Annotated in this window: 23 protein-coding genes and 2 pseudogenes; 12 read left to right on the top strand and 13 right to left on the bottom strand. The window is 68.3% G+C overall.

Annotated elements, in window-relative coordinates; translation table 11 throughout:
* Nucleotides 1-77: 77 nt before the first annotated feature.
* The 5 genes from AB0H88_RS14560 to AB0H88_RS14540 all read right to left on the bottom strand — a co-directional run bounded on the left by AB0H88_RS14560 (nt 78) and on the right by AB0H88_RS14540 (nt 6,942).
* On the bottom strand, nt 78-2,138 hold the full coding sequence (locus AB0H88_RS14560; RefSeq protein ID WP_357644344.1) for a BTAD domain-containing putative transcriptional regulator: 2,061 nt from the start codon (nt 2,136-2,138) through the stop codon (nt 78-80).
* Nucleotides 2,139-2,614: 476 nt separating this feature from the next.
* Nucleotides 2,615-3,292 (bottom strand): response regulator transcription factor, encoded by a 678-nt coding sequence (locus AB0H88_RS14555; protein ID WP_357644342.1) that lies wholly within the window; start codon nt 3,290-3,292, stop codon nt 2,615-2,617.
* Nucleotides 3,274-4,383 (bottom strand): hypothetical protein, encoded by a 1,110-nt coding sequence (locus AB0H88_RS14550; protein ID WP_357644340.1) that lies wholly within the window; start codon nt 4,381-4,383, stop codon nt 3,274-3,276. The genes AB0H88_RS14555 and AB0H88_RS14550 overlap by 19 nt, the downstream gene beginning before the upstream one ends.
* The gene (locus AB0H88_RS14545) at nt 4,376-5,503 is read right to left on the bottom strand and encodes an ATP-binding protein (RefSeq protein WP_357644338.1); all 1,128 of its coding nucleotides are present in this window, start codon (nt 5,501-5,503) and stop codon (nt 4,376-4,378) included. Before AB0H88_RS14545 ends, AB0H88_RS14550 begins: the two co-directional genes overlap by 8 nt.
* 842 nt (nt 5,504-6,345) lie before the next feature.
* Nucleotides 6,346-6,942 (bottom strand): TetR/AcrR family transcriptional regulator, encoded by a 597-nt coding sequence (locus AB0H88_RS14540; protein WP_357644336.1) that lies wholly within the window; start codon nt 6,940-6,942, stop codon nt 6,346-6,348.
* Nucleotides 6,943-7,030: 88 nt separating this feature from the next.
* Here AB0H88_RS14540 and AB0H88_RS14535 point away from each other — a divergent pair, with 88 nt between their 5' ends.
* The 3 genes from AB0H88_RS14535 to AB0H88_RS14525 all read left to right on the top strand — a co-directional run bounded on the left by AB0H88_RS14535 (nt 7,031) and on the right by AB0H88_RS14525 (nt 10,712).
* Complete coding sequence (locus tag AB0H88_RS14535; protein WP_357644334.1) at nt 7,031-7,822, top strand: alpha/beta hydrolase; 792 nt, start codon at nt 7,031-7,033, stop codon at nt 7,820-7,822.
* A gap of 28 nt (nt 7,823-7,850) precedes the next feature.
* On the top strand, nt 7,851-9,035 hold the full coding sequence (locus tag AB0H88_RS14530) for a cytochrome P450 (protein ID WP_357644332.1): 1,185 nt from the start codon (nt 7,851-7,853) through the stop codon (nt 9,033-9,035).
* 204 nt (nt 9,036-9,239) lie between these two features.
* Entirely contained in the window at nt 9,240-10,712 is a 1,473-nt protein-coding gene (locus AB0H88_RS14525; protein WP_357644330.1) for a multicopper oxidase domain-containing protein, read from the top strand.
* Between the two features lie 101 nt (nt 10,713-10,813).
* Here the strand turns inward: AB0H88_RS14525 and AB0H88_RS14520 are convergent, their stop codons facing one another.
* A complete protein-coding gene (locus AB0H88_RS14520; RefSeq protein ID WP_357644328.1) occupies nt 10,814-12,262 on the bottom strand; it encodes an MFS transporter in 1,449 nt (482 codons plus the stop codon).
* Between the two features lie 82 nt (nt 12,263-12,344).
* On the opposite strand from AB0H88_RS14520, the gene AB0H88_RS14515 reads away from it, so the two are divergent.
* A complete protein-coding gene (locus tag AB0H88_RS14515; protein WP_357644326.1) occupies nt 12,345-12,812 on the top strand; it encodes a MarR family transcriptional regulator in 468 nt (155 codons plus the stop codon).
* 542 nt (nt 12,813-13,354) lie between these two features.
* On the opposite strand, the gene AB0H88_RS14510 is transcribed toward AB0H88_RS14515, so the two are convergent.
* On the bottom strand, nt 13,355-14,080 hold the full coding sequence (locus tag AB0H88_RS14510) for an SDR family NAD(P)-dependent oxidoreductase (protein WP_357644324.1): 726 nt from the start codon (nt 14,078-14,080) through the stop codon (nt 13,355-13,357).
* Between the two features lie 108 nt (nt 14,081-14,188).
* Between AB0H88_RS14510 and AB0H88_RS14505 the strand changes: the two genes are divergently transcribed.
* Nucleotides 14,189-15,130, top strand: a complete 942-nt coding sequence (locus AB0H88_RS14505; protein WP_357644322.1) for a helix-turn-helix domain-containing protein — start codon at nt 14,189-14,191, stop codon at nt 15,128-15,130.
* Here AB0H88_RS14505 and AB0H88_RS14500 read toward each other — a convergent pair.
* The gene (locus AB0H88_RS14500) at nt 15,123-15,392 is read right to left on the bottom strand and encodes a hypothetical protein (protein WP_357644799.1); all 270 of its coding nucleotides are present in this window, start codon (nt 15,390-15,392) and stop codon (nt 15,123-15,125) included. The two genes, AB0H88_RS14505 and AB0H88_RS14500, sit on opposite strands and share 8 nt — an antisense overlap.
* Nucleotides 15,393-15,640: 248 nt before the next feature.
* A pseudogene (locus AB0H88_RS14495) lies at nt 15,641-16,246 on the bottom strand (alpha/beta hydrolase); the annotation flags it as partial.
* A 65-nt stretch (nt 16,247-16,311) separates the two neighbouring features.
* Here AB0H88_RS14495 and AB0H88_RS14490 point away from each other — a divergent pair.
* A complete protein-coding gene (locus AB0H88_RS14490) occupies nt 16,312-16,713 on the top strand; it encodes a hypothetical protein (RefSeq protein WP_357644320.1) in 402 nt (133 codons plus the stop codon).
* On the opposite strand, the gene AB0H88_RS14485 is transcribed toward AB0H88_RS14490, so the two are convergent.
* A complete protein-coding gene (locus AB0H88_RS14485) occupies nt 16,700-17,659 on the bottom strand; it encodes an NADP-dependent oxidoreductase (RefSeq protein ID WP_357644319.1) in 960 nt (319 codons plus the stop codon). The two genes, AB0H88_RS14490 and AB0H88_RS14485, sit on opposite strands and share 14 nt — an antisense overlap.
* A gap of 102 nt (nt 17,660-17,761) precedes the next feature.
* Here AB0H88_RS14485 and AB0H88_RS14480 point away from each other — a divergent pair, with 102 nt between their 5' ends.
* Together AB0H88_RS14480 and AB0H88_RS14475 are read left to right on the top strand one after the other, a co-directional pair.
* On the top strand, nt 17,762-18,358 hold the full coding sequence (locus tag AB0H88_RS14480) for a helix-turn-helix domain-containing protein (protein ID WP_357644317.1): 597 nt from the start codon (nt 17,762-17,764) through the stop codon (nt 18,356-18,358).
* Between the two features lie 692 nt (nt 18,359-19,050).
* A pseudogene (locus AB0H88_RS14475) lies at nt 19,051-19,173 on the top strand (hypothetical protein); the annotation flags it as partial.
* A 67-nt stretch (nt 19,174-19,240) separates the two neighbouring features.
* On the opposite strand, the gene AB0H88_RS14470 reads toward AB0H88_RS14475, so the two are convergent.
* On the bottom strand, nt 19,241-19,879 hold the full coding sequence (locus AB0H88_RS14470; RefSeq protein ID WP_357644315.1) for a TetR/AcrR family transcriptional regulator C-terminal domain-containing protein: 639 nt from the start codon (nt 19,877-19,879) through the stop codon (nt 19,241-19,243).
* A gap of 70 nt (nt 19,880-19,949) precedes the next feature.
* On the opposite strand from AB0H88_RS14470, the gene AB0H88_RS14465 reads away from it, so the two are divergent.
* Genes AB0H88_RS14465 through AB0H88_RS14455 form a run of 3 tightly spaced genes read left to right on the top strand, consistent with a single transcriptional unit; the run spans nt 19,950 to nt 22,511 of the window.
* Nucleotides 19,950-20,909, top strand: coding sequence for a zinc-binding alcohol dehydrogenase family protein (locus AB0H88_RS14465; protein ID WP_357644313.1), 960 nt, complete (start codon nt 19,950-19,952; stop codon nt 20,907-20,909).
* A 34-nt stretch (nt 20,910-20,943) separates the two neighbouring features.
* Complete coding sequence (locus AB0H88_RS14460) at nt 20,944-21,153, top strand: hypothetical protein (protein WP_357644311.1); 210 nt, start codon at nt 20,944-20,946, stop codon at nt 21,151-21,153.
* Nucleotides 21,150-22,511, top strand: coding sequence for a carotenoid oxygenase family protein (locus AB0H88_RS14455; protein ID WP_357644309.1), 1,362 nt, complete (start codon nt 21,150-21,152; stop codon nt 22,509-22,511). The genes AB0H88_RS14460 and AB0H88_RS14455 overlap by 4 nt, the downstream gene beginning before the upstream one ends.
* Before the next feature lie 20 nt (nt 22,512-22,531).
* Here AB0H88_RS14455 and AB0H88_RS14450 read toward each other — a convergent pair whose 3' ends face one another.
* Nucleotides 22,532-22,924, bottom strand: coding sequence for a hypothetical protein (locus AB0H88_RS14450; RefSeq protein WP_357644307.1), 393 nt, complete (start codon nt 22,922-22,924; stop codon nt 22,532-22,534).
* 262 nt (nt 22,925-23,186) lie between these two features.
* A complete protein-coding gene (locus AB0H88_RS14445) occupies nt 23,187-23,456 on the bottom strand; it encodes an ATP-binding protein (RefSeq protein WP_357644306.1) in 270 nt (89 codons plus the stop codon).
* Between the two features lie 91 nt (nt 23,457-23,547).
* On the opposite strand from AB0H88_RS14445, the gene AB0H88_RS14440 reads away from it, so the two are divergent.
* Nucleotides 23,548-24,321 carry a class I SAM-dependent methyltransferase gene (locus AB0H88_RS14440; protein WP_357644304.1) on the top strand — a complete coding sequence of 258 codons (774 nt, stop codon included), beginning with the start codon at nt 23,548-23,550 and terminating at the stop codon, nt 24,319-24,321.
* Nucleotides 24,322-24,502: the final 181 nt, after the last annotated feature.

The raw sequence follows: 24,502 nt of genomic DNA, 5'->3' as shown, positions 1-24,502 counted from the left end.
CCAGTGCTGGCCGCAAGATGAAGCACAGCGGCCAGCATCCGCCTCTCAGGCTCGATAGCACCAGGAGCCCACCGACCTCATGCCGCCGTGGACGGAGGTCGAGCATCCGGTCGAGTCCCTCGCGGGGCTGGCCAAGGGGGCGCCAATCCGCAGCTGGCACTTTCGTGGCGGGAGTTACTGACATCCCGCGGCGATGCTCGCTGACACTCTCGTGGCACCTGGCAGCACACCTGTGCTGAGCTGCTAAAAGTCCTTTGCGTTGTTCGCTGAGGAAATAGTCCCAGCATCCCGTGATGGAACGTGCGGTGAGTGGCCCTGATGCGCACAGGTTCAGGCACGTGACGGGCGGCCTGCTCGCGGGCATAGAGACGGATCAGGTCGTGCATCCGGTAGCGGCCTGGCCCTGCGGGTTCGAGAAGGCGAGCGTCCAAGAGGTGGTTGAGCGCCGTTTCCGCGCGGTGTTCCGGCCAGTCGGCGAGAGCGGACGCGGCAGCGGCAGTGTGGGTGGGGGTTTCCAGGAGGCCGAGCAGGAGGAACGCGTGTGCGGCGTCGTGGCCCACGGGTTCTCCGGGGAGGTGCTGCAGGCTGACCGCGATGCTGTCGCGGATCGCCAGGTCAGCGTGTTCGAGGGCGTCAAGGCGGCGGTCGGGGTCGGCGAGCTGATCGGCCAGATGGGTCAGCGTACGATCGGGCTGGGCAGCCAGGCGCGCCGCCGCGATACGCAGCGCGAGAGGAAGGCCGCTGCACTGCCGGACGATCTGCTGAGCCGCCTCCGGCTCGGCCCGGACCCGGCCGGAATCCGCGATGCCGGCGAACAGGGCGGCGGCGTCGGCGTCGTCGAGGCCGGTCAGCCGCAGATGGCTGGTGTTGTCGAGCGAGGCCATGACCACGCGGCCGGTGACGATGACCGCGCACGAGGGCCCGGCGGGAATGAGCGGCCGGACCTGGCTCGCGTCGAGGGCGTCATCGAGGACGACGAGCAGTTTGCGCGCCGAGGTAAGTGATCGATAGCGGGCGGCGGCCTCGTCCAGGGTGGTCGGTACGGCTGTACCGTCCAGCCCGAGCGAGCGCAGCAGCCGGCTCAGGGCCTCCAACGGCGACAGCGGCTGGCTCCCGGCGGTGGCGGCGCACAGGTCGAGGTAGAGAACACCGTCGGTGAAGCGATCGGCGACGGCGTGCGCGACGTGGATGGCCAGCGCGGACTTGCCGATCCCGCCGGGACCGTGGATCGCGGCGACGGTCGGCAGTCCGGGCACGGTGTCGGTGAGCGTCTGGTGCAGCCAGGCGATTTCCGCGGTACGGGCGGTGAACGCCCGCGTGTCGGCGGGGAGCTCGATCGGGACGATGGGCTTGGCGAGCGTGGTTCGCTGCGCCGGCGAGGTGAGGTGAAGTGCGGGATCCCGCCGCAGCACCGCCTGCTGCATCCGGCGCAACGCCGCTCCTGGTTCGATGCCCAGTTCCTCGACCACGACGCGGCGAGTCTCCTGGTACACCGCAAGGGCTTCGGACGACCGGGCCGCCCGGTACAACGCCAGCATCAGCTGGGCGCGGGGACGTTCCCGCAGCGGGTGGGCCTCGGCATGGGCGGTGAGCACCGGCACCACCGCGTGATGATCACCAGCTGCGAGGCGCAGGTCGATGTGGTCCTCCAGTGTGGCCAGGTGCTCCTCCTCCAGCCGGGCGGACTCGACCTGGGCCCACAAGGCGGTCATGCCGACCAGCGCGTTGCCCCGCCACAGCGCCAGGGCCCGTTGGAACAGCGCGTCGGCCGTCGCGACCTCGCCGCGATCTCGCGCGGCTCGTGCCTGGCGGGCCAGGAGCGTGAACAGGTGGGCGTCGACGCGCTCACACGCGAGGTTCAGCTGATACCCGCCGGAGACGGTCGCGATGATTTCGTCGTCTTCGTGTGGCGAGAGCAAGCTCCGCAGCTTGGACACCACGATGTGCAGTTGCTTGCCGGCTGTCGTCGCCGTGCTCTGACCCCACACCTGGGCGAGGAGTTCGTCCGCGGAGACCGGCTGCCCAGCGCTCAGTGCCAGCCTGGTCAGAACCCCGACTCGCCGCTCGCCGGAAACTCGCACCGGCGCACCGTCCGCCGTGGCCTCCCACGGTCCCAGGATTTTGATCTCCAGTCCCATCAGGGCTCTCCTTGTCATATTGGATAGCCGACGCGAGTGGAAGGTGACACCGGCACGCGGGAGCAGGACAGCCAGGCCGGGGCCGCGGCTGTTCTGCCCGGTGGGTGGACGCGAGGCGCGAACGCTCAAGCGCCGCGCACCGTCCCGACGATCAGGCCGGCCCGTAGCGTCTGGCGGACGGCTCAGGCCGGAACGGCGTCATAGCCAGGTGCCGGCGCGGTCGTCGTCAACGCCGCCGCCGGCCCCCGTTTGAGTGCTGGTGTACGTCCCCGCACGTACGAATCCTCACTGGATGCATGAGCAGTCGTGCGCACGCCCGTCGCACAAGGTCGACGGCAAGACAGGAAACTCTTCCATTGCTTTCACATTCGTTCCTGATCACCCCGCTGCCAACCGCAGGGGATGTTCGCGCGGCCTTCCCGCGACTGATCATCACTCTACGAAGGCCCAGGACGCGCCGGTGTCGGGTGAACGCCCTACAACGAGGTCACCGTTTGGTTGAGCTCGGCGAGCGTGATGAGCCCGTCGTCGAGCGCGCGGCCGACGAGCTCGCTCTTGGTACGAGCGGCCCGCCCCACGTTGGCGTACTTCACCCGCACCCGCGCGATATAGGTGTCGACGGTCTTGATCGTGATGTTGAGCTTCGCGGCGACGAGTTCCTTGGACGAGGACACGAACCACGCCCGTAGCACCTCGGTTTCGCGCTGGGACAGGCGCGGCCGACCAGGATCGTCATTGGCGATGAGCGCCCCGGACAGCGACGGCGCGGTGTAGGACTCACCCCCCGCGGCCGCGCGGATGGCGGGCACCAGGTGATCGGGCCCCTCACGCTTGGTGAGATAGGCGAGGGCGCCAAGGTCGATGCATTTGATCGCGGTCGCATTGTCGGTGTGCTGGGAGTACACGATCACGCGCCTGCCGTTGTCGACCAGCCTGCGAAGCTCACCGAAGTCCGGCCGGCGCGGCACCAGCTCCAGATCGAAGATCACCACGTCGGCGACGGCGCCGGGTCCGGTCCAGACATCGGCGAGCCGTTCCCCGGCGTCGATGAGATCGATCGGTGGCACGGCTTGGGAGCACCAGGAACGCACACCCGCGGCGATGGCCGCATGATCGTCCACGATCACCGCAGTGATCAGCTCGTCCGCTGCCATCGGGCCTCCACCCAGACTGTGTCGTCGTTGTTCAATGCCTCGACCTGCACACCGGGTGTGGCCGGGCTCGGCATGTTCATCTCACCGCAGTCCGCGACCACGCTCACCGACACCAGGTCAGCACTGCCGATGACGGTGACCCGCGCCCGGGAGAAGGCGGTGGCCAGGACGATGAGCACCGCCTCGGTGAGATCACGCCGTACGGCCAGGGGCGGCTCGGGCCACTGGCCGCGGGTGTCCAGCTCCACCACGACGCCCTTGCGGTCTGCCACGTCGATGCAGTGGCGCAGCTCGTGCAGCAGGGGATTCGCGACATTGTCGGTCTCGGCGAACAGTCTGCGCATCCGGGCCGCCTCGATGGCGCAGCGCCGCTGGACCACCGGGTCCTCGGGGCGCAACGAGCCTTCCGCGAGCCCTTCCAGGAGCGGGACCGTGGTGGCCGACAGCTCGGCGAACCGCTGCTGCCTGCGACGGTGGGACTCCACGGCGACAGCCTCGGCGATGCGCATCTGCTCGATCTCCCTCCGGGAGTTCGCCGCCACCGCGCTGAGACGAAGCAGAACGGCCGCCACCACGGCCAAGCACAGCGGAAAGCCGATCACGGACACCGAGCCGGTGGCGAACCTGGCCAGCGCCCGCCGGCTGAGGTCGTCGAACAGGACCAGGTGGAGCAGGGCAACGAGCTCGTGGGCCAGCAAGAACGCCGCCGCCGCTCGCAGCGGACGGTCGAGCAGCACGACGATGCCCACCCAGTTGGCCGCGCCGAAAATCCAGTCCACCTCCGTCGACGTGCGTCCCTCCGGCAGGGCCGGGTACGACAGTATGGACGCGCCGAGCACGACGGCGATGGCGGGCCCACGCAGCCGGCCCCACGAACGTCCCCGGACCAGCAGTACGGCCTCGCCGACGAGCACGGTCCCCAGCGCCGCGAAGGCGGCCAACTGCGTACTCAGTGACTCGTGGACATCCCGGTGGCCGAGCAGGTTGGCCAGCCCGAGCCCGAACACGATCGCCATGGCGACGATCAACGTCGCGATCCGCAGGCCGTGCCGCAACTGCGCTCGCGTCGCCTCCTCGACGGCGTCAGTCATGGCCGGCCCGCCATTCCAGCCGTACGAGGGTGCCCTCTCCCTCGGCGGAGGTGATCGTGGCCGTGCCGCCGACGCGACTCATCCTGCCGCGTACGGACTCGCGTATGCCGCGCCGGGTGGCCGGCACGTCCGTCGGCGAAAATCCCTTCCCCTGGTCGGCGATGTCGAGGCACAGCGTTCTCTCGTCCCCGCGCAGCCGGACGGTCGCACGCGTCGTGCCCGCGTGGCGGCGTACGTTGGTGAGGGTTTCCCGCGCCGAGTCGGCGATCGCCCTGGCGACGTCGAACGTAAGCGGTAACCGCGCGGGGGCGTCGAACTCCACGGTCAGATGCGTGGCTTCGAGGTCGGCGCGCAGCAGATCGACGAGGTCCGCGTGCTGCGGGGTCCGCCTGCTGTCGGAGTGGAGTCTGTCCAGGTCGCGGCGCGCCTGCGGCGCCAGCCAGTCCGCGTCCGAATGCACCTGTCCGATGCCGACCATCAGCAGGGTCGTCGCCGCCGTGTCGTGCAACGAGTTGCCGAGTTCGCGTTCCTCCGCCCGGACTGCCGCGGCCACCAGCGACTCGCCGCGCGCCCGTACGGCCTCGGCCGCCATGCGGTCGGCCCGTTGCGCCGCGCGCTGAACGAGCACCCAAGCCGCTCTGGACAGCGCGGCCGCCACGATCGCCCACATCGTCCCCCTGACCAGGGTCGCGTCCATGTCCGCCGCTCCCGCCGCGGTGAGGAAAGCCGCCGCCCCACCCCCGGCCGCCAGCGCCGCCGCGCCGCCCGCCAGCGGCAGAGTGTGCCACTGGCAGGTCACACAGGCGAAAGTGACCAGAAGCCGCAGCCACCCGGTGTTCCTGTCCTCGACGGCGCCGGTCCAGAAGACGCTCGCGAACAGTCCCAGCAGGACGACCACGTCGAGGACGACCGGCATGCGTCCCTGGCCGAAGCGCAGCCACCACGCGTACCCGCAGGTCCAGGCGGCTGCGACCCCGACCACGTACGCGGTGCTCGTCAAGTGCTCGGGAGGGGCGCGGAACAGGGCGATCGCGCAGATCGGAACGAGCGTCGCCAGGCGCACGGCGGCCGCGTACCGGCGGCCGAAGCGCACCAGCAGTCGCGCTGCTTCCCCAGGCAACCGTCACCTCTCAGCTCACTGCTAGCGATCTCACTGTGACGCAGCCTAACGAACGCGCCGTCCAGCCAAGGACGAAGGCGATCACCAGGGCATGTCGCCCTGATCTGGATTCCACCCGTTTGTGGTCAGCGGGCGGGTCGCTGCAGTGGTCCTCAATTCAGTCGATCGTGGCGGCGGTCTCCTCGCCTAGGACTCGGGTCAGCCAAGCGCGGCCGGTGCCGGCAGGACGGAGGATCCAGGAGACCAGGTATGGGCATGATGTCCGTTTCACCAGATCGCGATGCCAGCGCAGGACGGTATCGGGCGGACGATCTTCGCGATGAGGTGTAGAAACCAGCAGCTCATTCTGCTCGCCATCAAGGTTCCACGGAGCGCACTCGCGCTCCGACCCGGATTCCCGGCGCCGGCTCCACGCTCGCACCGCAGGGGCATAGCCGGGCACCTAACCTCCAACCTCGCTGTGTCGCGCGACTTCGTCGCCACCCAGATCGGTTTCAGCAAGTCCACCACGGTGACGGTGACGTCCCAGTGCAACTCCCGGCCGTTCACTAATTCCCGGCAGTGTTTCGGGCTTACCCGATCGGTGTTAGGAAGCGCTACAACATCATCAGGAAGATCTACCTGGACGGCAAGGTCATCAAGACGGCGACCTCCAGCGGTGAGGCCTTCAGCCCCACGGGCGTCTCCTGCACTTTGAGCTGACCCAGGATCCCAGGGCGGGGGCGTTCCCGGGCTGAGGTCACAGCGGGTTCAGCAGGCAGTTCGATCCCCCGCAAGAGCTGGCACGGCACCGCGACCGGGCTGGTGGCCAACTCGGCCGCGTTGACGGCGCTGCCCGCGTGCTACGCCGCGCTCGCCGCGGCGAGCTGACGGATGAGCGGCAGGAGGATGTCGTCGACGATGGAGGCGATCGCGTCGTCGGCGGGCGGGCGACCGTGGAGCACCACCTCATTGCGGATCAGGTCGAAGGGGAGCCGGAGCACCCGTGGTGGAAGGTCCACCGCGCGGATCTCGTGCCGGTCCGCCGCTCTGGCGAGGACGGTCGCCGCCGCGTCCTCGCGGGTGGAGCGCGCGATCCAGGCGTGCAGGGCGGCGGCGGCGTCCGGGTCACGGGCCGTTTCCGCGGCCAACCCCGCCAGCACCTCGCCGCGTACGGTGCCTAGCCCGTTCACCCCCTGCCGCAGCAGCTCGACCAGATCTGAGCGCAGGCCGCCGGTGTCAGGGACCTCGACACCAGGCGGGGCGCTCCGCTCCATGGCCGCGAGCGCGAGCTCGGCCCGGGTGGGCCATCTGCGGCTGAGCACCGGGCGGCTGGTGCCGGCCAGCGCGGCGACCGCTTCGAACGTCAGCCGGGGATAGCCGACCTCCCGCAGGATCTGCCAGGTCGCGTCGAGGATGGCGTGTTCCAGTTGCTCGCCCCGTCGCCGTGTGGCCGTCATCGAATCACTCCTTAAGATGCGCTCCGCATCTTACGTGTGTTAGCGTGCGAGGCGAAATCAGATACAGCCCGCATCTTAAGGAGAGTTCGTGGTCACTACAGCCAGCGTGCACAGTGAGGGCGCGCAGATCGTCTACGACCACCAGGGCAGCGGCCCGCTACTGCTGCTGATCTCCGGCGGTGGCGGCGACGCGGCCCGCCACCGGGGCCTCGCCAGCCTGCTCGCCGAGGAATACACGGTGGTCAGCTATGACCGGCGGTGCAACTCCCGCAGCACCGGCGACCTCACCCGGGACATGGACATGGCCCAGCAGGCCCGCGACGCCGTCGCCGTGATCCACGCCATGGGCCACGAGCGGGCCTACGTCTTCGGCAACAGTTGCGGCGCCTCCATCGGCCTCGAACTGGCCGCTCACCACCCGGAAGCGATCACGAAACTGATCGCCCACGAGGCTCCGGTCATGTCCATCCTGCCCGACGGCCGCGCCTGGCAGACGTTCATGGACGGCGCCCACGACACATTCCTCAAAGAGGGCAAGGTCGCGGCCATGAAGGTGTTCCACTCCTCTTTCGTGGGCTTCGAGGAGTCCACGATCGCCCGCATCTCGGCGGAGAACATCACGCCCAACAGCGAGTTCTTCTTGTCGCGGGAGTTCCTGCCGATCACGTATTACGTGCCGGACCTCGACCGGATCCGCGCCAACGGGGTGGCGATGGTCAGCGCGGCCGGGAGCGCGAGCGCCGGCGCGTTCTACGCCCGTACCGCGCCCCTCGTCGCCGAACGCACCGGCTGCCCGTACGTCGAGTTCCCGGGCAACCACATCGCCTTCATCAACGATCCCGGGCCCTTCGCCGAAGCACTTCGCGACACCCTGCGCTGACGGCTTCTCATTCGACTGGAGGTCAACCTTGACGGAGCACACCACCGAGGCCCTGCCCGAGCTGCCGACGGTCAGATCCTGCCCGTACCGCCCGGCAGACGGCTACGAGCCGTCGCGCTGGAACGGCGGCGCCGTGACGAAGGTGCGCCTGCCCGGGGGGCGAAAGGCGTGGGCGGTGACCGGATACGCCGAGGGCCGCGCCCTGCTGGCCGACCCGCGGCTGACCGCCGACCGCGCGCACCCTGGCTCTCCCCTGCCGATACCTGCCGCGCCCGGCCCGCGCGCCCGGCCGATGCTGCTCGGCGTCGAGGGCCAAGAACACCGGCGGCAGCGTAAAGCGCTGATGCCCACCTTCACCCTCAAGCGTGTCACGGCGCTGCGGCCCCGGCTCGAACACCTCGTCAACGAGCGGCTCGACGCCTTGCTCGCCGCCGGGCCACCCGCCGACCTGGTGTCCGGCTTCGCGCTGCCGGTGCCCTCGCTGGCGATCTGTGAGCTGCTCGGCGTCCCGTACGAGGACCACGCGTTCTTCGAACGGCAGGCCAGGCTCCGGCACGACCCCGAGCGGGGCGCGCAGGCGATGGCGGAACTCGGCCGATACCTCGACGCGCTGGTACGAACCAAGCAGACGGACCCGGGTGACGGGCTGATCGACGAACTGCTCACCAGCCAGGTCCCGCTGGGCACGATCGACCGGGACGAGGTCGTCGGCCTGGCCCTGGTGCTGCTGATCGCTGGGCATGCCACCACCTCCGGCATGATCTCGATGGGCACTCTCGCGCTGCTCGAACATCCCGGGCAATTCGCCGCCATACGCAGCGGCGCGGTCGCGCTGCTGGGCGTGGTGGATGAACTGCTGCGCTATGTGTCCGGCGAGGGGGCACTGCCCCGGGTGGCGCTCGAGGACATCGAGATCGACGGTCAGCTCATCCGCGCGGGCGACGGTGTGCTGATCGTCACCTCCGTCGCCAACCGCGACAAGGCTCTGCTCGACCGCCCCCTGGAGCTGGACGTGCACCGGCCCCCCGGCTCGCACCTCACCTTCGGGTACGGCACCCACCAGTGCCTCGGGCAGAACCTCGCCCGCCTCGAGCTGGAGATCGCCTTCCGCGCCCTGGTCACCCGCATCCCGTCTCTCCGCCTCGCCGTGCCCGCCGGCGAACTGACCACCACCCGTGGATCAGGCCTGAACGCGCTGCCCGTCACCTGGTGACCAACAAGGTGATCATGACGCCGGAAGCAGTACGCCCTGCCAGGGAGAAGACCGCGTCAACGCGCGAACCAAGGAGCCGCAAAGGGAATGTGCCGGATTCCACCGCGCTGCCTGGCTGTAAGGCTCAGCCCGTTATCTCGCACGACAAGGACAGGAGATCGGTGGATGCGAAGGCGCTCCTTCTTGAAGGCTGGGCTGGTCAGTGTGTCTGCGCTGGTAGCCGCGGGTGGCGGCGCGTTCGGCTGGGCTTGGCTGTCCTCCACCGCCGGCAACGTGGGTGAGCTTCCGTTCGACCGTCCCTTGCGCATCCCGCCTCTGCTGGAGGGCGGCTCGTTCGACCTGAAGCTCCAGGCGGGCGTCAGCGAGTTGCGGCCGGGCGTGAAGACCGGCACGTGGGGCGTCAACGGTCCCCATCTGGGGCCGACGTTGCGCGTACGGCGGGGCGAGACCGTGGCTCCGCAGGTGCACAATGCCCTGCCCGAGGCCACCTCAGTGCACTGGCACGGCATGCGTCTGCCGGCCGTCATGGACGGTGGCCCGCATCAGATGATCGCCCCGGGCGCGACGTGGAAACCGACCTGGAAGATCGACCAACCGGCGGCCACCCTCTGGTATCACCCGCATCTGCACGGCACCACCGCCCGGCACGTCTACCAAGGGCTGGCGGGGCTGTTCCTCATCGACGACGAGCACATGGCGAAACTGCCCCATGAGTACGGCGTCGACGACATCCCGCTCATCATCCAGGACGCCACCTTCGACGGCGACGGCTCGCTCACGCTGGACAACTTCGGCATGTCCATGCTGCCGGGCATGGACCTGATGGGCTTTCTCGGCAAGGAGGTCCTGGTCAACGGCACGCTCGGACCGGCGTTCAAGGTCACCACCACGCGGGTGCGGCTGCGGCTGCTCAACGCCTCGGTGGGCCGGGTCTACCACATCGGCTTCGCCGACGATCGGGAGTTCGCGCTGGTCGCCACGGACAGCGGCCTGGTCGGCGAGCCCGTACGGCTGAAAAGGGTGCTGCTCGCCTCCGGCGAACGCGTCGAGATCGTGGTGGACTTCCGCCCCGGCGACCAGGTCGTGCTCCGCAGCTACACCGCGGAACTGGGCGGCGGCACCGCACTCGACCGGTTCACCGGCGGCGCCGACGTCTTCGACCTGATGAAGTTCACCGCGCCGGGCCCGCTCGCCGAGTCGGTGGCCGTGCCCGCCCGACTCACCGACGTCCCGGCCCTGGTCGTCCCTCCGAACGCCAGGACGCGGACCTTCCGCTTCAGCAGCACCTCCATCAACGGCAAGGAGATGGACCTCGCCCGCATCGACGAGGTGGTCCCGGCCGGAGCCGTCGAGGTTTGGGAGCTCACCAACCCGAGCACCAACCATTCCTTCCACATCCACGAGGTCAGTTTCCGGGTCCTCGACGTCAATGGGAATCCGCCCGCCGCGTACGAGGCGGGCCGCAAGGACACGGTGTACGTGCCGCCGGAAGGCCACGTACGGCTGCTGGTGGAGTTCGGCGACTACACCGACCCGAAAGCTCCCTACATGTACCACTGCCACATGCTCGTCCACGAGGACAAGGGCATGATGGGCCAGTTCGTAATCGTCGAACCGGGCCAGGAGTCCCACGTGAACCCCCGACTGAACCTGAAGGACTCCCATGGGGGCCATTGAGATCCGCGACCTGCGTCGATCAGCCCCATAACCGACCTTCCTGCCGGCTCGCGTTCACCGGAAACCAGAAACACGCCGTCACCGGAGGCGGCGTGCGCGGTTCACGGGACAGGGACCTGGCGAGCCGACTCTCGCATCTCAGTGCCTCGCGGGGCCGGCGGCAGTGCCATGGCGAGCAGGAGTGCCACCAAGAAGACCGCCGCGTTGTACCAGAGGGTCGTGGAAGCGGCGAAATAGAGGCTGGTGGTGTCCTGCCCGTTGGCGAGGCTGACGAAGATGACGCCGACTATGGCGATGCCGGCGGCCGTGCCGAGCTGGAGCATGGCGTTGAGCACACCGGATCCCGCGCCGGCGCTGTCGGCAGGCACGCCAGTGAGGATCACGTTGGTCAGGATGGACACGCACAGGCCGAAGCCGAGCCCCATGACGAGCACCGGTGGCGCGATCACCCAGTAGGAGATGTCGGTCGCGTACGCCGCCAAAAGCACGATCAGCGCGACGACTGCCACCGTCATGATGAGCAACCCGGTCCTGATCAGAAGCCTGCCGTGAGTCGTGGCATACCGTTGCGCGAGTCCCGAGGTGACCAGGATGCCGACCGGCCAGCCGATACCGGTCAGCGCGGTGGCGAGCAGCGACCAGCCGAGCCCGAGCTGGAGTGCGTAGTTGATCACCAGGAAGAACGATGCCAATCCGGTGAAAAGGGTGAGCAGCATGATCAGCCCGACCACGAACGACCGTTCCTTGAACAAGCCTGGCGGGACGAGCGGAGATGCGCTGCGGCGTTGAGCGAGAGCGAACAGGCCCAGCAGGGGCAGGGTCGCGATCATCAGGAGGATCATCCACAGCGGCCAGCCGGACTCGCGACCCTGGATGAGCGGGAGCATGAGCGCGAAGGAGGCCAGCGTGATCAGGACAGTGCCCGGCACGTCCATCTTGAGCGCCTGTTCGGAACGCGACTCGGGCATGTAGCGGGCGGCTCCGACGAACGCGAGGAGGCCAACGGGGACGTTGACAAGGAAGATCGCCCGCCACTGCAGTCCGAAGACGTCGTATTCGGTCAGCAGGGCGCCCAGTAGCGGGCCGCTGACGTTGGCCAGACTCAGCACGATGCCGTACACGGCGAACGGCTTGGCCCTGCGCTCGGGCATGAACATGACCATGATGATCGATATGACCTGTGGCACCATCAGCGCCGCCATGAACCCCTGGAGGAGCCGGCCGCCCACGAGCAGGCCTGGCCCGGTGGCCGCGCCACAGACGATGGAGGCGAGGGTGAAGCCTGCCACACCGATGAGGAAGATCCGTTTACGTCCGTAGACGTCGCCCAGGCGTCCGCCAGGGATGAGCATCAGCGCGAACGTGAGCGAGTAGCCGGCCAGTACCCACTGCGCTGCCGCGAATCCGGCCTCAAGGTCGGACTGGATATGAGGGAGCACGATGCTCACGATGGTCCCGTCGACCAGATCCATGAACGCGGCGGTGAGGACCACGCTCAGGACGAGCCACGGATGCTTCTGTGCGGCGCGTGGCTGTGCAGGTGACGCCATGGTTCTCCTTTGGATAGACTGAGCACCAGCTCGAAATGTGAGCTTAACGGAATCTGAATATCTCTATTTTAGAGAGAGTAGCATGTCGACTCAGCGTGCTCAGGCCATTGCGGCTCTCTACGACGCGAACCGCATCGCGGCCAACCGGGCAGTCTTCTTCCACTCCGCGGTGGCCGCCCAGGCCGGGCTCAACGTCACCGACGTCAACTGCCTCGCGCTCCTGGACAAGGAGGGGCCGATGACGGCCGGCGAGCTCGCCCAGTGGATGGGCCTGTCCAAGGGAGGTGCCGTCACCGCGGTCATCGACCGGCTAGAGAAGTCCGGGTTCGTCCGCCGCCGTCGCGACACGGCCGATCGGCGGCAGGTCATCATCGAACTCGACCGTGACGGCGCCTACGCCGGCCTCCGAGAGATCATGGAGCGCTTCAGCCGGGCGTACATCGCGCTGATTGAGAAATATGACGATGCTGAGCTCGCGCTGCTGCTCGACTTCGCGAACTGCGCGAACGAGGTCGTCTACAACGAGACAATGGAGATCAGAAACGTCTGACTCACGGCAAGGCCCTTCTGCCTTGTCCGCGCCTATCGCAGCGTTCCACGTCAGACAGTGGCGAGTCGAGTGCGCCGCGACGGCCAGACCCGAAGGCGGGTCGGCGGTGGCGGAGAGTGGATGCGGCGATGTGATCTTGGTGCGCCTCGGAGACCTTGGTCCAGCGTCGCTTCACCAGCTCGGCGTGCCAGCGCAGGAGCGTCCGCGGTGTGACGAACAAGTGACATCGGCGGCGTCAGGGCAGGAGTCGCGCAAGCGCGGAGAGGATCGCCCGGTCCGCCCAGGATGGCCGGGGAGCGGCGACCTGGCGTCGGAGGACAGCCAGCTGATGGCGCAGTATCAGGATCTCCGCGTCCTTGGACGCCTGTGATCGGACGAGTAGCGCGACCAGCCGAATATCCGTAAGACGATCACGTACAACAGCCGAAGCGCCATCCTGCGATCCAGCCGGAGCTGGGCCATCGAACGCAGCAAAACCCCAGACCAAACCCTGTGACACAATCTTCGGCACCCACAAGAACCTGAGCGTTGCCCGGAAAGGCTCAGGACTCGATGAACTTGTCCGCCAGACCTTGTTCCAGGTAGTCGTCCGGCAGGTCCTGGATGATCAACTCGGCTTCGGTGCGCCCGGTGTGCAGCCGCCAGTAGGCGTCGGCGATCGTCTGAGGCTGGGAGTCGTGGCCGCCTTGGCCGATGAAGGCGGCGATCGCCACGTGCGCGGCGTAGACGCCGGTACCGGAAAGCGCGGCATGCAGATTGAGGATCCAGTTGCGCATCCCACCGGTGGCGATCTGAACGTTCGCCACGTGTGGGGCGATCATCGGTCCGGAACCCGCGCCACTGCTGATCAGGACCGTCCCCGTGCCGCGCTCCAGCATGCCGGGCAGGACGTGCTGCACCGCCGCGACACCGCCGAGCAGGTAGAGATCCAGTTGGGCCAGGACCGAGTCGACGGTGACCTTCGTGGCCTCGACGATCGGCGCTCGGCGCAGGTCGGCCGGGGACGGCGCGGGCGAGTACTCGAGTACGTCGATCGGCCCCAGCCGCTCCTCGACGGCGGTCAGCGCCGCGTGCAGAGTGGGACGGTCGGTCACGTCGGCGGGGAACACCTCGGCCCGGACGCCCGTACCGGACAGGTCATCGGCCACCGCCTGGAGCATCGTACGGTTGCGGGCGATCAGCGCCACGCCGAACCCCTCGGCGCCGAACCGCCTGCCGATCGCCCGACCCAACTGCGGGCCCGCGCCGACGATCGCGATCGTGCTCAATTCGCCACCTCGTTATTATCGTTCCGGTTCACGTCGAAAACATAGGAAGGCATGGGTCGCGGGGACTTGGATCGGCGCGACAGCCTGAACGGAAGATTCGCGACAACGATGAACGACACTTTCTCGGTGAGCCTGAGCGGTGCGAACGCCTTCAGCGACTTCGCACGCGAGTGGCGGACCCGGATGGGCGAGACCTTCGCACTGGCGCCCTTCAGCCGGGCGACCGTCGCCGGCTTCGGGGCACGCTCCCGCGGGTTCCGGCTGCGGGACGTGATGTTCAACCGCTTCGAGAGCACGGCCACCCTCCGGACGGCGGGCCCGCGGGTCGGGGCCGACGACCACGTACGCCTGTGGATCATCCACCAGGGCGCCTGGCGGTTCGCGGAACCGGGGGGAGCCGAGCACACGGCACCGGCCGGCCGCTTCCTGGTACAGACAGGGAAGCTGTCCCACTTCGCCACGACGCCGCGCACCACCGTCCAGGTGCTCGTGCTGCCCGCCGCCGAGATCCGGCGCGGACGGGGCATGACGGCCTCCGGCCCGGTCGACACCGCCGAGATGCGGCTGCTGACCGCGCACGCCACCATGGTGCGCCGAACGTTGGTCGACCTCGGGCCGGCCGGGGTCGACGCCGCCCGCGACACCCTGGCCGAGCTGGCCCGGGCCGCGGTCCGAGGCGGCGTCGACGACGTGGAGCCCCGGCTGTCGCCGGCGCTGGCCCAGGCCGCGCGGGACCTGGCAGACCAGCGGCTCACCGACCCCGCCCTCTCCCCTGCGGCACTCGCGCGGAAACTGAACATCTCCGTGCGTACCCTGCAACGGGCCTTCGCCCATGAAGGGCAGTCAGTGAGCGCCTACATCCGGGATCGCCGCCTCGATGAGGCGCGCCGCGCGCTCATCGCACCGCACCGGCGTATGACCATCACGGACATAGCCGCCCGCTGGCAGTTCTCCGACAGCGGCCACTTCGCCCGCGCCTTCCGCAACCGCTACGACCAGACCCCGACCGACTACGCCGCGACCGCCGCTCGTGAAGCAGACGTCACCTGAGTGTGCCGGGCCGGCGCTGAAGGCGCTTGAGCCGGTTGCGAACGAAGGCTTCGAGCCGGTCGAGGGCGACGATCGCCAGGCGTATGCCTGATCGCCGGGCATCGCCGGCGATGAGAGCGCAACCGCGCGTGCAGGAGCAGGTCAACGCCGACCTGCCGTCCGCCCGCGGAATCGACGGACCGCTCGCCCACTTGCCCTCCGGGAAGTTCCCGGCCAACGCCGCCTGGCTCGCCTTTCCCATGAACAAGCCGCGACCGAGCACGCCAGGTCCCTCACGCCCCGAAACCTGCCTCTACCTGCGGGAGCTGTCCTCGTCGAGGAATTGGAACGAGAAATGATCAACAAAAATCAAGCCCTGGATCCAGGCTGAGGCAGCCTTCGCGCCCTTGTGACGTCCATCGGAACGAAAAGGGGAACGGCGGTTGAACTGCCGGACTACCGAACCAATGGCCGACGGCCCGCTCCAACGCTTCACGGTCAGGGGCGCGATCACCTGCCCAGGAGGGCTGGTTACTCACCATGCGCTTGACGGGCGGCCTGCGCGGCGACGCGCTCGATGGCCTGGACGGCGACATCGGGCCGGTCGAGGTAGATGTAGTGGCCGCTGTTCTCGGCCGTGCTCAGCTTGCTCCTGCTGGACAGCGCGAGCCACTTGCGCTGGCCCGCAGTCCACGCCTGCTCCAGGCGCGGCCCGTACTCGGGGACGGCCGCGAGGTACGGCTTGCCGTGCTGGATCACCTCCACCGGGATGTTCCCGGCTGAGGTGACCTTGCTGTCGGTGATGACGAGCTTCTCCGGGTTCCGCCCCTTGAATATCGCGAGGTTCTGCGCGCGCGATTCGGCCGCCGGTCCCTTGGCGGATTCGGGGATCGACTTGGTGATATCGGCCAGCATCGAGGACGGTGTGGCGTCCATCAGGACCAGCCCCTTGACCCGGTCCTGGTGGTCGGGTGTGTACCTGGCGGCGATGAGCCCGCCCAGGGAGTGCCCGGCCAGGACGACCGGACCGTCATCGGCGACGCGGGCGAGCACGCCGGTCAGGATGTTGCCCGTGCTGGAGGAGTCCTGTGGGCCGTCCGGCTGGTCGCTGGCGCCCGCTCCAAGCCGGTCGTAGGAGCAGACCCGGTTCTCGGTCGTACAGGCGGGTCGCCGCTTATGGCCAGTCCAAGCTGGCCAACCTGATGTTCACGTACGAGCTGCAGCGCCGGCTCGCCCCACACGGCACCACCGTCTCGGTGGCCGCGCACCCCGGCATGTCCAGCACCGAGCTCGCCCGCAACACCCCCGCGGCCCTCCGGCTTCCGCTCACGTGGCTCGCGCCGCTGATCACCCAGACGCCCGCGATGGGCGCGCTGCCAACCTTGCGCGCCGCCACCGACCCCGCCGTGCTCGGCGGTCAGTACTACGGTCCCGGCGGACGCAACGAGGTCATGGGCCATCCCCGGCTGGTCACCTCCAGCCCGGAGTCCTACGAGATGGCCGTCCAGCAGCGGCTGTGGGCCGACTCCGAAGACCTCACCAGGGTGGCCTTCCCCGTCGTTCAGTCCAGGCGGACCTCGCTCTCCTCTCCTAGAGGTCGATGACGACCTTCCCGTGCACGTGCCGCCCCGCCTGAAGCTCGACCGCAGCACGGATCTGCTCAACCGGAAAGCGGGCCGCGATCGGCACCCGGAGCCGACCCGCCGCAACCAGGCCAGCGATCTCCTCGATGGCGCCCGGGGCCGCGTTGGCGCCGTTCGCCGGCGTGATCCCGTCGACCTGGGCGGCGATGGTGGTGATGCGCTCGTCAGGCACGCCAAGTTCGCGTGCCGCCTGCGCCGTGTCCGTCCCGTGCAGGTCCATGGCCGCAGTGACGCCAGTGGGAGCCAGCGCACGGACCCGTTCGACCAGACCATCGCCATAGGCGACCGGCTCGGCCCCCAGGGCTCGCAGGGCATCGGCCGAGGTCGCCGACCCCGTCCCGATCACTCGCGCGCCCGCGAGGCGCGCGAGCTGGACAGCGAACACGCCCACCCCGCCTCCCGCCCCGCCGATGAGCACCGTGTCGCCCGGGCCCGGGTTGACCACGGCCAGGGCCGCGGCCGCCGTGCAGCCCGCAATGGCAAGGGTGGCAGCGGTGGGGTCGTCGACGCCGTCAGGGGTACGGTGCGCCTGGCCGCCCACCGCGATGGTCCCCGCCTCGTCCACGACGACATAGTCGGCGACCGCGCGGGACAGGGCGCCGCCGAACACCCGGTCACCGACCACGAACTCGCTCACGCCGTCACCGACCTCATCCACCACCCCGGCATAGTCGGTGCCGAACCCGCACGGCAGGCTCAAGCCGAATCGCGCGGCGGTCTCCGCATCAGAGGTCATGAACCAGTCCATCGGGTTCAGGCCGGCCGCGGTGACCCGCACGCGGATCTGCCCCGAGCCGGCGTGCGGCACGGGTACCTCGCGGACGCTCAAGGCATCCGGTCCGCCGAACGACTCGAACTGGACCGCCCGGCTCGTGGTCGCCAACGTGTTGAGGCTCGGTTCTTTCATGCTCACCTGTCTCCTGTCTCCTGTCGCGGCTCGTGAAGCAACGTAAACGGATTATGCTCCGTTTGAGTGACCCAAGCGAGCACAAATGGAGCGTGATCCGTTTTGGCCGCCGCAGAGATCCGTAGACCACGGGCGGACGCGACCCGCAACCGCGAACAGCTGCTGGCCGTGGCGACCCGCTTGTTCGCTTCGGCCGAGGCCGAGCCGTCGATGCGCGCGATCGCCAACGAAGCCGACGTCGGCATCGCCACGCTCTACCGGCACTTTCCCACCCGCGAGGCGCTGGTCGACGCGGTCTACCGCGACCAGGTCTCGCGGCTCACCACCGGTGCCCGTGAACTACTCACCCAGCTCGACCCGCCAGCGGCGCTGCGACGCTGGATGGACCTGTTCGGGGAGTGGATCGCAACCAAGAACGGGATGCTCCACACGCTGCTCGCGATGATCGAATCGGGCGAGATCGCCCATGCCCACACCCGGACCGAGCTGCTCAGGGCCATCGACAACATCCTCGCAGCCGGCCGCACGAGCGCGGAACTCCGCACCGACGTCCCCGCCGAAGACATCGCTGCCGCTCTCATCGGTATCTTCACCGTGGCTAGCCCGCCCGAGCACGAAGCGATGGCGGCTCGCCTGCTGGACCTCCTGATGGACGGACTCCGGCCTTGCGCTTGCGATCAACCCAAGGCGGCTGAGTGAGAGTAAAGAGGTGGTGGGCGCCGTCGGTCCGGGGACAGGCGTCGACGTCTCGGTGCGCCGTCCGATGATCGCGCGGCCCGTTTCGATGTGTGTCGACGACGGGTGAATACTGACCCCAATCGACGGGCGGGTTCTAGGGGAATTCCAGCGGTCGTCGCCTCCTCATGACTTCTCGGTCGTTGCTCGCCCCTGTTCGGCTGCCGAGAGGCTGAGGCCTCGTCACGGCGCATAGCCGTGTCGAGAATGGAGCAAACGGCACATAATGGTGATCGGCCGTTGACAGCCCGTTTCCAGACGAAGCCGCCAGCCTGCTACCGGGCCTCCTGGCAGCTACCCGAACCGGACTTCCACCGGCAAGCGACGACGAGCTTACGAACAGCAAGATCAGCCGCTACGTCACGGCTTCACCTCCGTTCTGCTGGGCGCACGAATAGCCGAGGTTGGACGACGAACCTGACGGCGCGGCACGGCGACCTCGTGCCGCAGTACGAGGATCTCCATGTTCTTGGACGCGTCGCTACGAGCCAGCAGCGTCAGTCAGCCCACGATGCGGCAGAAGACCAGATCGAAGAGACGGAGCGTCACGAGCCTCGAGCATGCCGGACCCAGGCCGCTGCTCCGACCAGGAAGACGAGACAAACCCGCAGCTCACGGCCGTGAACGCGGAGTATTGACACCCTTCAGGGTGGCAGAACCGGTCGACGGTCTCTGTTGGTGCGAACGGGGTGAGGGGAGTGCACGACGTGTACCTGACGTTCAAAAGCGGCCAGCTCTGGGACTTCATTAACATCAACTGGTTCCGCTTCGGCCACTGACGTCGGGCCCGTGGTGAGGGAATCGGCCGGTCCCGAGGAAGCTCCTTACCTCTCTCTGTGGCGGCTGTCAGCTGCGCAGACGGGCCGCGAGCCCGTCGAGGACGATGCCGAGCTGCCGTTCGAACCGCAGGTCACCGTCGTCGCGGAGGTGCCCGGCGGCCTTGACCAGATCGGCGCCTTCGCCCAGCCACGCGTCGCGCCCGGCGAGCGAGTACCGGGCCGGGTCGGCGCCGGTGGACTGGCTGCGCTCCTGCTCCTCGATCACGAAGCCGACCACGAACGCGGTGACCAGGTCGATGGCGTCGTCCGCCTCGGCCAGGGAGAATCCGGCCGCGGTCAAGCGCGCGAGCCAGGACTCCTTCGCCTTTACCACGTCGGGGTCGGAGAAGCGCGCACCGCTGAAGATGCGCGCTCCGTCCCGGTGGCGCAGGTACTCCGAGCGCAGGACGCGGGCGTTGGCGGCTACGTCGTCACGCCAGCCGGCGCTGGGAGCGATCGCTGAGAGGGCGTCGGTGACGCGGCGCATGACGGACGTGCTCATCTCGTCGAGCAGTTCCTGCTTGTTGCGGACGTGCCAGTACAGCGCGGGGGCTCCCACGCCGAGCCGGGAAGCGAGCGCACGGACGGTGAGAGCGTCCATGCCCTTGTCATCGAGCAGCTCGAGTGCCACCGCGACGATCCGCTCTCGCGTGATGCCCTTCGCCACGATTGACAGCTTAACAAAGTTCAGGCATGGTGGGCGACACCCAAAAACGAACTTAGTTCAGGAGCGTGTCATGCGTGCTGCGGTCGTCAACACTCCAGAATCGACACCCGTCTGCGCGGACTTCCCCGACCCGGAACAACGGCCGGGCCGGGCACCGCTGAGACTCGTGGGCGCGGGTCTGCACCACGTCGTCCGCGGGCTGGCTTCTGGCCGCCACTACGGCAGCCACCAGGCCTACCCCCTCGTGCCGGGCGTCGACGCCGTGGCCCGGACCGATGACGGGCGGCTGGTCTACACGGGCCTTGCCCGGTCGCCGTGGGGAACGATGGCCGAATGGCTGGTCACCCCGTTCGAGGTGGAGCTGCCCGCCGGGGCCGATCCGCTCGCGGTCGCCGCCGGCATGAACCCCGCCATGGCGGGCTGGATGCCGCTGATCACCCACCACAAGGAGGTGGGCGAGCTCGGCACCGTGCTGGTGCTCGGGGCGACCGGCATGTCGGGCAGCCTGGCCGTGCGGGCGGCACTGTCCCTCGGCGCGAAACAGGTGATCGCGGCCGGGCGCGATCACGAGGCGCTGGAGCGGCTGCGCGGCCTCGGCGCCGTCACCGTTCCGCTCGCGGCCGCGGCACCCGACGCCAGGGCGACCGCCCTCGCCGCCACCGTCGCCGAGGCGCAGCCTACGCTCGTGCTCGACTTCGTGTGGGGCCCCGTCGCCGAGGCCACCTTCGCCGCACTGGGAAAGACCGGCACGGACGACGACAGCGCGGCCATCGACTACGTGCAGATCGGCTCACTCGCCGGAACCGAGGCGGCGCTGCCCGCGGCACTGCTGCGCAGCCGGCGGATCCGGATCAGCGGTAGTGGCAAGGGTTCGGTCTCCAAGGCCGAGATGATCGCCGAGTTCCCCGAGATCATCGCCCGGTTCGCCGACGGCACCTTCCACGCGCCATACACCGACTACCCGCTCAGCCGCGTCGGCGAGGCCTGGGCGCACCAGGGCCGCACCCGCGCCGTCATCGTCCCGGACTGATCGGACCGACTCGAGGAGAACGGAGGACGGCATCGTGCAGAAGCGCGCATTGGTCGTCGGGCTGGGGATCGCGGGCATGTCTGCGGCGATCGGGCTGCGGCAGTTGAGTTATTTCGAGGAGGCCGACGCGTCGGCGCGCTTCCGGCTGCTCTGCACCTCGGTGCTCACGCCGTTCCTGACCACGACACCACGGCCGTTCCCGGCCGGACCACGACAAGAGACAGGCGAAAGGGAAACGACATGACCACCACCCCGTTCACTGGCGGCTTCACCCCCGTCACCGAGGAGATCACGGCCTTCGACCTGGAGGTCACCGGTCGCATTCCGGCCGAGCTGACCGGCCGCTATCTGCGTAACGGCCCCAACCCGCTCGGCCTCGACGACCCCACCGCCAGCCACCTGCTCACCGGCGAAGGCATGGTGCATGGCCTGCGGCTGCGCGACGGCCGCGCCGAGTGGTACCGCAACCGGTGGGTGCGCAGCGCGGCCGTCGCGCGGCGGCTCGGCGAGGAACCGCGTCCCGGGCCGGTGCACGCCGACATGGACTTCCCCCCCAACACCCATGTGATTGGGCTGGCCGGGCGCACCTTCGCGACGCAGGAAGGGGGAGCGCGTCCGTACGAGCTGAGCTACGAGCTCGACACGATCGGCCCGTGCGACTTCGGCGGCGCACTGCCCGGGGGGTACACCGGCCACGCCCACCTCGACCCGGTCAGCGGCGAGCTGCACGCGATCGCGAACTTCTGGGGCTGGGACTATCACCAGCACATCGTCATCGACCCCAAGGGCGTGGTGACGCAGGTGACGAACATCCCGGTCCCCGACGGGCCGATGGTGCACGACTTCGCGCTCACCGAGCGGTACGTGGTGATCTATGACCTGCCGGTGACGTTCAGCATGGCGCACGCGCAGAAGGGCTCGCCGCTGCCGGTCGCGTGGAACGAGGCACATACGCCGCGGCTCGGCCTTCTGTCGCGCAGCACCGGCGAAGTGCGCTGGTTTGAGGTGGAGCCGTGCTGGGTGTTCCACACGCTCAACGCCTACGAGGACGGCGACGAGGTGGTCGTGGATGTGGTGCGCTACCCCAAGCGGTTCGTGGAGGGCCGGCTGGACCTCGGGGGCACGCCCACGCTCGACCGCTGGCGCGTTAACTTGCGTACCGGCCGCGTCGCGCAGACCCGGCTGGACGACCGGGCGCAGGAGTTCCCGCGCATGGACGAGCGCCGCACCGGCCGGCCGTACCGCTACGGCTACACCACCGCCACCCTCGACGTGGAAAACGTCTTTTACCCCGGCGACGCCCAGCTGGAGGACATGTCCGACGAGGCGTTCGACAACACCTTGATCAAGCACGACCTTGAGCGCGGCACGCACGAGACCCGGCGGATGGGGCGCAAGGCGTACGTGGGCGAACCGCTCTTCATCGCCGCCGGCGAGGAAGAGGACGACGGCTACGTGTTCTCCTACGTCAACAACCCCGACCGGGGAGCGGCTGACCTGGTGATCCTCTCCGCGCAGGACTTCACCGGCGAGCCTCTCGCCACCGTGCACCTGCCCGTCCGCATCCCGCTCGGCTTCCACGGAAGCTGGATAGCCGACTGAACCGGAATGCTGTGAGCTGGTCACGTGTGTTCGAGGGGGCGGGTCGCCTGCACGAAGGTGACCCGGCCGAATCTGTGATCGGCGTGCGCGACCTCTCGGGCGTCGCCGAACCCGGCCTCGGCTAGCAGCGCGACGATGCCGTCGCCATGGTTGCGGGCCATGACTGGGCTGTGCGCCACGCGGGAACGGATGAGGCGGGGCAGGTGCTGGAGGGCGTGGGCCAGGCCGTGGCCATGGCTGTGCGTGGGGTGGCCGGCGTCCGCGATGTTGGACGCTGGGCCGCCGAAGTCGACGACGGTGACTCTCCCTCCGGGCCGAAGGGCATGCAGTGCGTCGCGCGCCGTGATGCTCACGATGGAGAACGCGTCGTCACGCTGGTGAGGCTTACGGTCATGCGGAAGATTCGTGGACATGCTGTCGCCGGCTTGCGGGCAGGCGGCAGCGACGGGTGGCGGGTTGATCAGCTTCCGCGAGGGGCGATGCGGAGATGACCGCCCGCGATCATGGCCATGATCGACCCGATCAGCCTCGCCCGGAGACTCGGCCGGGCGACAGGGGGAACCGGTGTTGCGGCCGGCCCGGCCCTACCCGCCGCTCATGATCGATGTGGAACGCCACGTAATTCCTCTGGGGTCGCTTCACGTTATTCCCCCAGGTCCCAGCCTTGATCCTTTTCTAGTCGCTGTCGGGTTCGTCTGTCGAGGCGACGCGCCCAGGGCGCTTGTTCGGACGGTAGCTGGGTCCGTTCATGAATACTTGATGGCTCGTGTTGATCAGCCGGTCCAGTAGCGATTCGGCGACGACGGGGTTCGGGAACAGTGGATACCAGTCCATCGGCGCCCGGTTGGAGGTCAAGATCATCGACGTGCCGGTGCGTTCACCAAGATCACGAACAACTTCCCAGCTAACCAGCCGGTGACATTCACTCAGACGGACAACTGACAACCCATAAACACCGTCAGAGCAATCCTTGCGAAAACCATTGGTGCCCGGCTTGCTCCGCTGATGGACTGACGTCCTACCGTGAGTCTGCCGCGTGACGGAGGTAGTGGTTGTGGCAGGTTATGACGTGCTTGCCGAGGTGTACGAATGGCTCATCTCGGATGCAAAGTTGCCTCCAGCCGAGTTCGCTGCGTCGTTCGACGACGTCCTCAATCTCCTGCCGTCGAACGCTCACGTCCTCGACTGTTCGTGCGGAACCGGACAGTTGGCGGTTGGCCTCGCCGGTCGTGGCATGCAGGTTGTCGCAACTGACGCCAGCGAGGCGATGGTTCGTCGGACTGCAGAGTTGTCTGAGGAGTTCGGGGCATCCGTCCGGGCCGTACGGGCGAACTGGGAAGAGTTGCCCGACCATTTCCAGGACAACACGTTCGACATGGTGTTCTGCGTTGGCAACTCGCTTCACCATGCCACGGGCGCGACAGGCAGGAGTGCTGCTCTGGAGTCGATGTCACGGCTTCTGCGCCCCGGCGGGCGCTTGGTACTCACATCCCGCACTTGGGAACTCGTGAGGGCCAGAGGTTCCCGGCTGGAGATCAGTGACCGACTCGTCCGCCGGAACGGTCGCGATGCCGTCGTGGTTTACCGCTGGGAGATTGCGCCGCATTGGGAGGAGGAGCACCACATCGAGATTGCGATCGCGCAAGTTGATGCGACCGGGTTGGTTCTTGTCCGCTCGGAACTGCTGTCCTGCTGGCCCTACCGGTACGAGGAACTCGAAGTCGAGTTGCACCGGGTCGGACTCCAGACGGAACTGAGCACGTTCGATCTTGAGGCCGAGAACTACATGGTGGTCGCGAGCAAGGTATAAACACCGGACTCTCAGTCCCTGGCCGGACCGCGCGGTTGCTCGCAGGACGCTTGCGCCCTCTCATCGGTGCGGGTTCAAGTGGTCAACGCAACGCCTCGGACGAGGAGTGCTCGTCGATCAGACGGCGGTAGATCCGGGGTGACGGTGTGGCGCTGTTTCCTGGTCGCGTCCAGATCAATGA

This window comes from Nonomuraea sp. NPDC050680 (assembly GCF_040654555.1).
Classification (GTDB): Bacteria; Actinomycetota; Actinomycetes; order Streptosporangiales; family Streptosporangiaceae; genus Nonomuraea.
The sequence above is the reverse complement of the archived record's forward strand: the minus strand, read 5'-3'. Positions and strand labels throughout refer to the sequence as shown.

What these genes read in the sequence shown, in the direction of transcription:
- AB0H88_RS14560 (WP_357644344.1), bottom strand. Translation starts at nt 2,138, where the DNA reads ATGGGACTGGAGATCAAAATCCTGGGACCGTGGGAGGCCACGGCGGAC.
- AB0H88_RS14555 (WP_357644342.1), bottom strand. Translation starts at nt 3,292, where the DNA reads ATGGCAGCGGACGAGCTGATCACTGCGGTGATCGTGGACGATCATGCG.
- AB0H88_RS14550 (WP_357644340.1), bottom strand. Translation starts at nt 4,383, where the DNA reads ATGACTGACGCCGTCGAGGAGGCGACGCGAGCGCAGTTGCGGCACGGC.
- AB0H88_RS14540 (WP_357644336.1), bottom strand. Translation starts at nt 6,942, where the DNA reads ATGACGGCCACACGGCGACGGGGCGAGCAACTGGAACACGCCATCCTC.
- AB0H88_RS14520 (WP_357644328.1), bottom strand. Translation starts at nt 12,262, where the DNA reads ATGGCGTCACCTGCACAGCCACGCGCCGCACAGAAGCATCCGTGGCTC.
- AB0H88_RS14515 (WP_357644326.1), top strand. Translation starts at nt 12,345, where the DNA reads ATGTCGACTCAGCGTGCTCAGGCCATTGCGGCTCTCTACGACGCGAAC.
- AB0H88_RS14505 (WP_357644322.1), top strand. Translation starts at nt 14,189, where the DNA reads ATGAACGACACTTTCTCGGTGAGCCTGAGCGGTGCGAACGCCTTCAGC.
- AB0H88_RS14490 (WP_357644320.1), top strand. Translation starts at nt 16,312, where the DNA reads ATGTTCACGTACGAGCTGCAGCGCCGGCTCGCCCCACACGGCACCACC.
- AB0H88_RS14485 (WP_357644319.1), bottom strand. Translation starts at nt 17,659, where the DNA reads ATGAAAGAACCGAGCCTCAACACGTTGGCGACCACGAGCCGGGCGGTC.
- AB0H88_RS14465 (WP_357644313.1), top strand. Translation starts at nt 19,950, where the DNA reads ATGCGTGCTGCGGTCGTCAACACTCCAGAATCGACACCCGTCTGCGCG.
- AB0H88_RS14455 (WP_357644309.1), top strand. Translation starts at nt 21,150, where the DNA reads ATGACCACCACCCCGTTCACTGGCGGCTTCACCCCCGTCACCGAGGAG.
- AB0H88_RS14450 (WP_357644307.1), bottom strand. Translation starts at nt 22,924, where the DNA reads ATGTCCACGAATCTTCCGCATGACCGTAAGCCTCACCAGCGTGACGAC.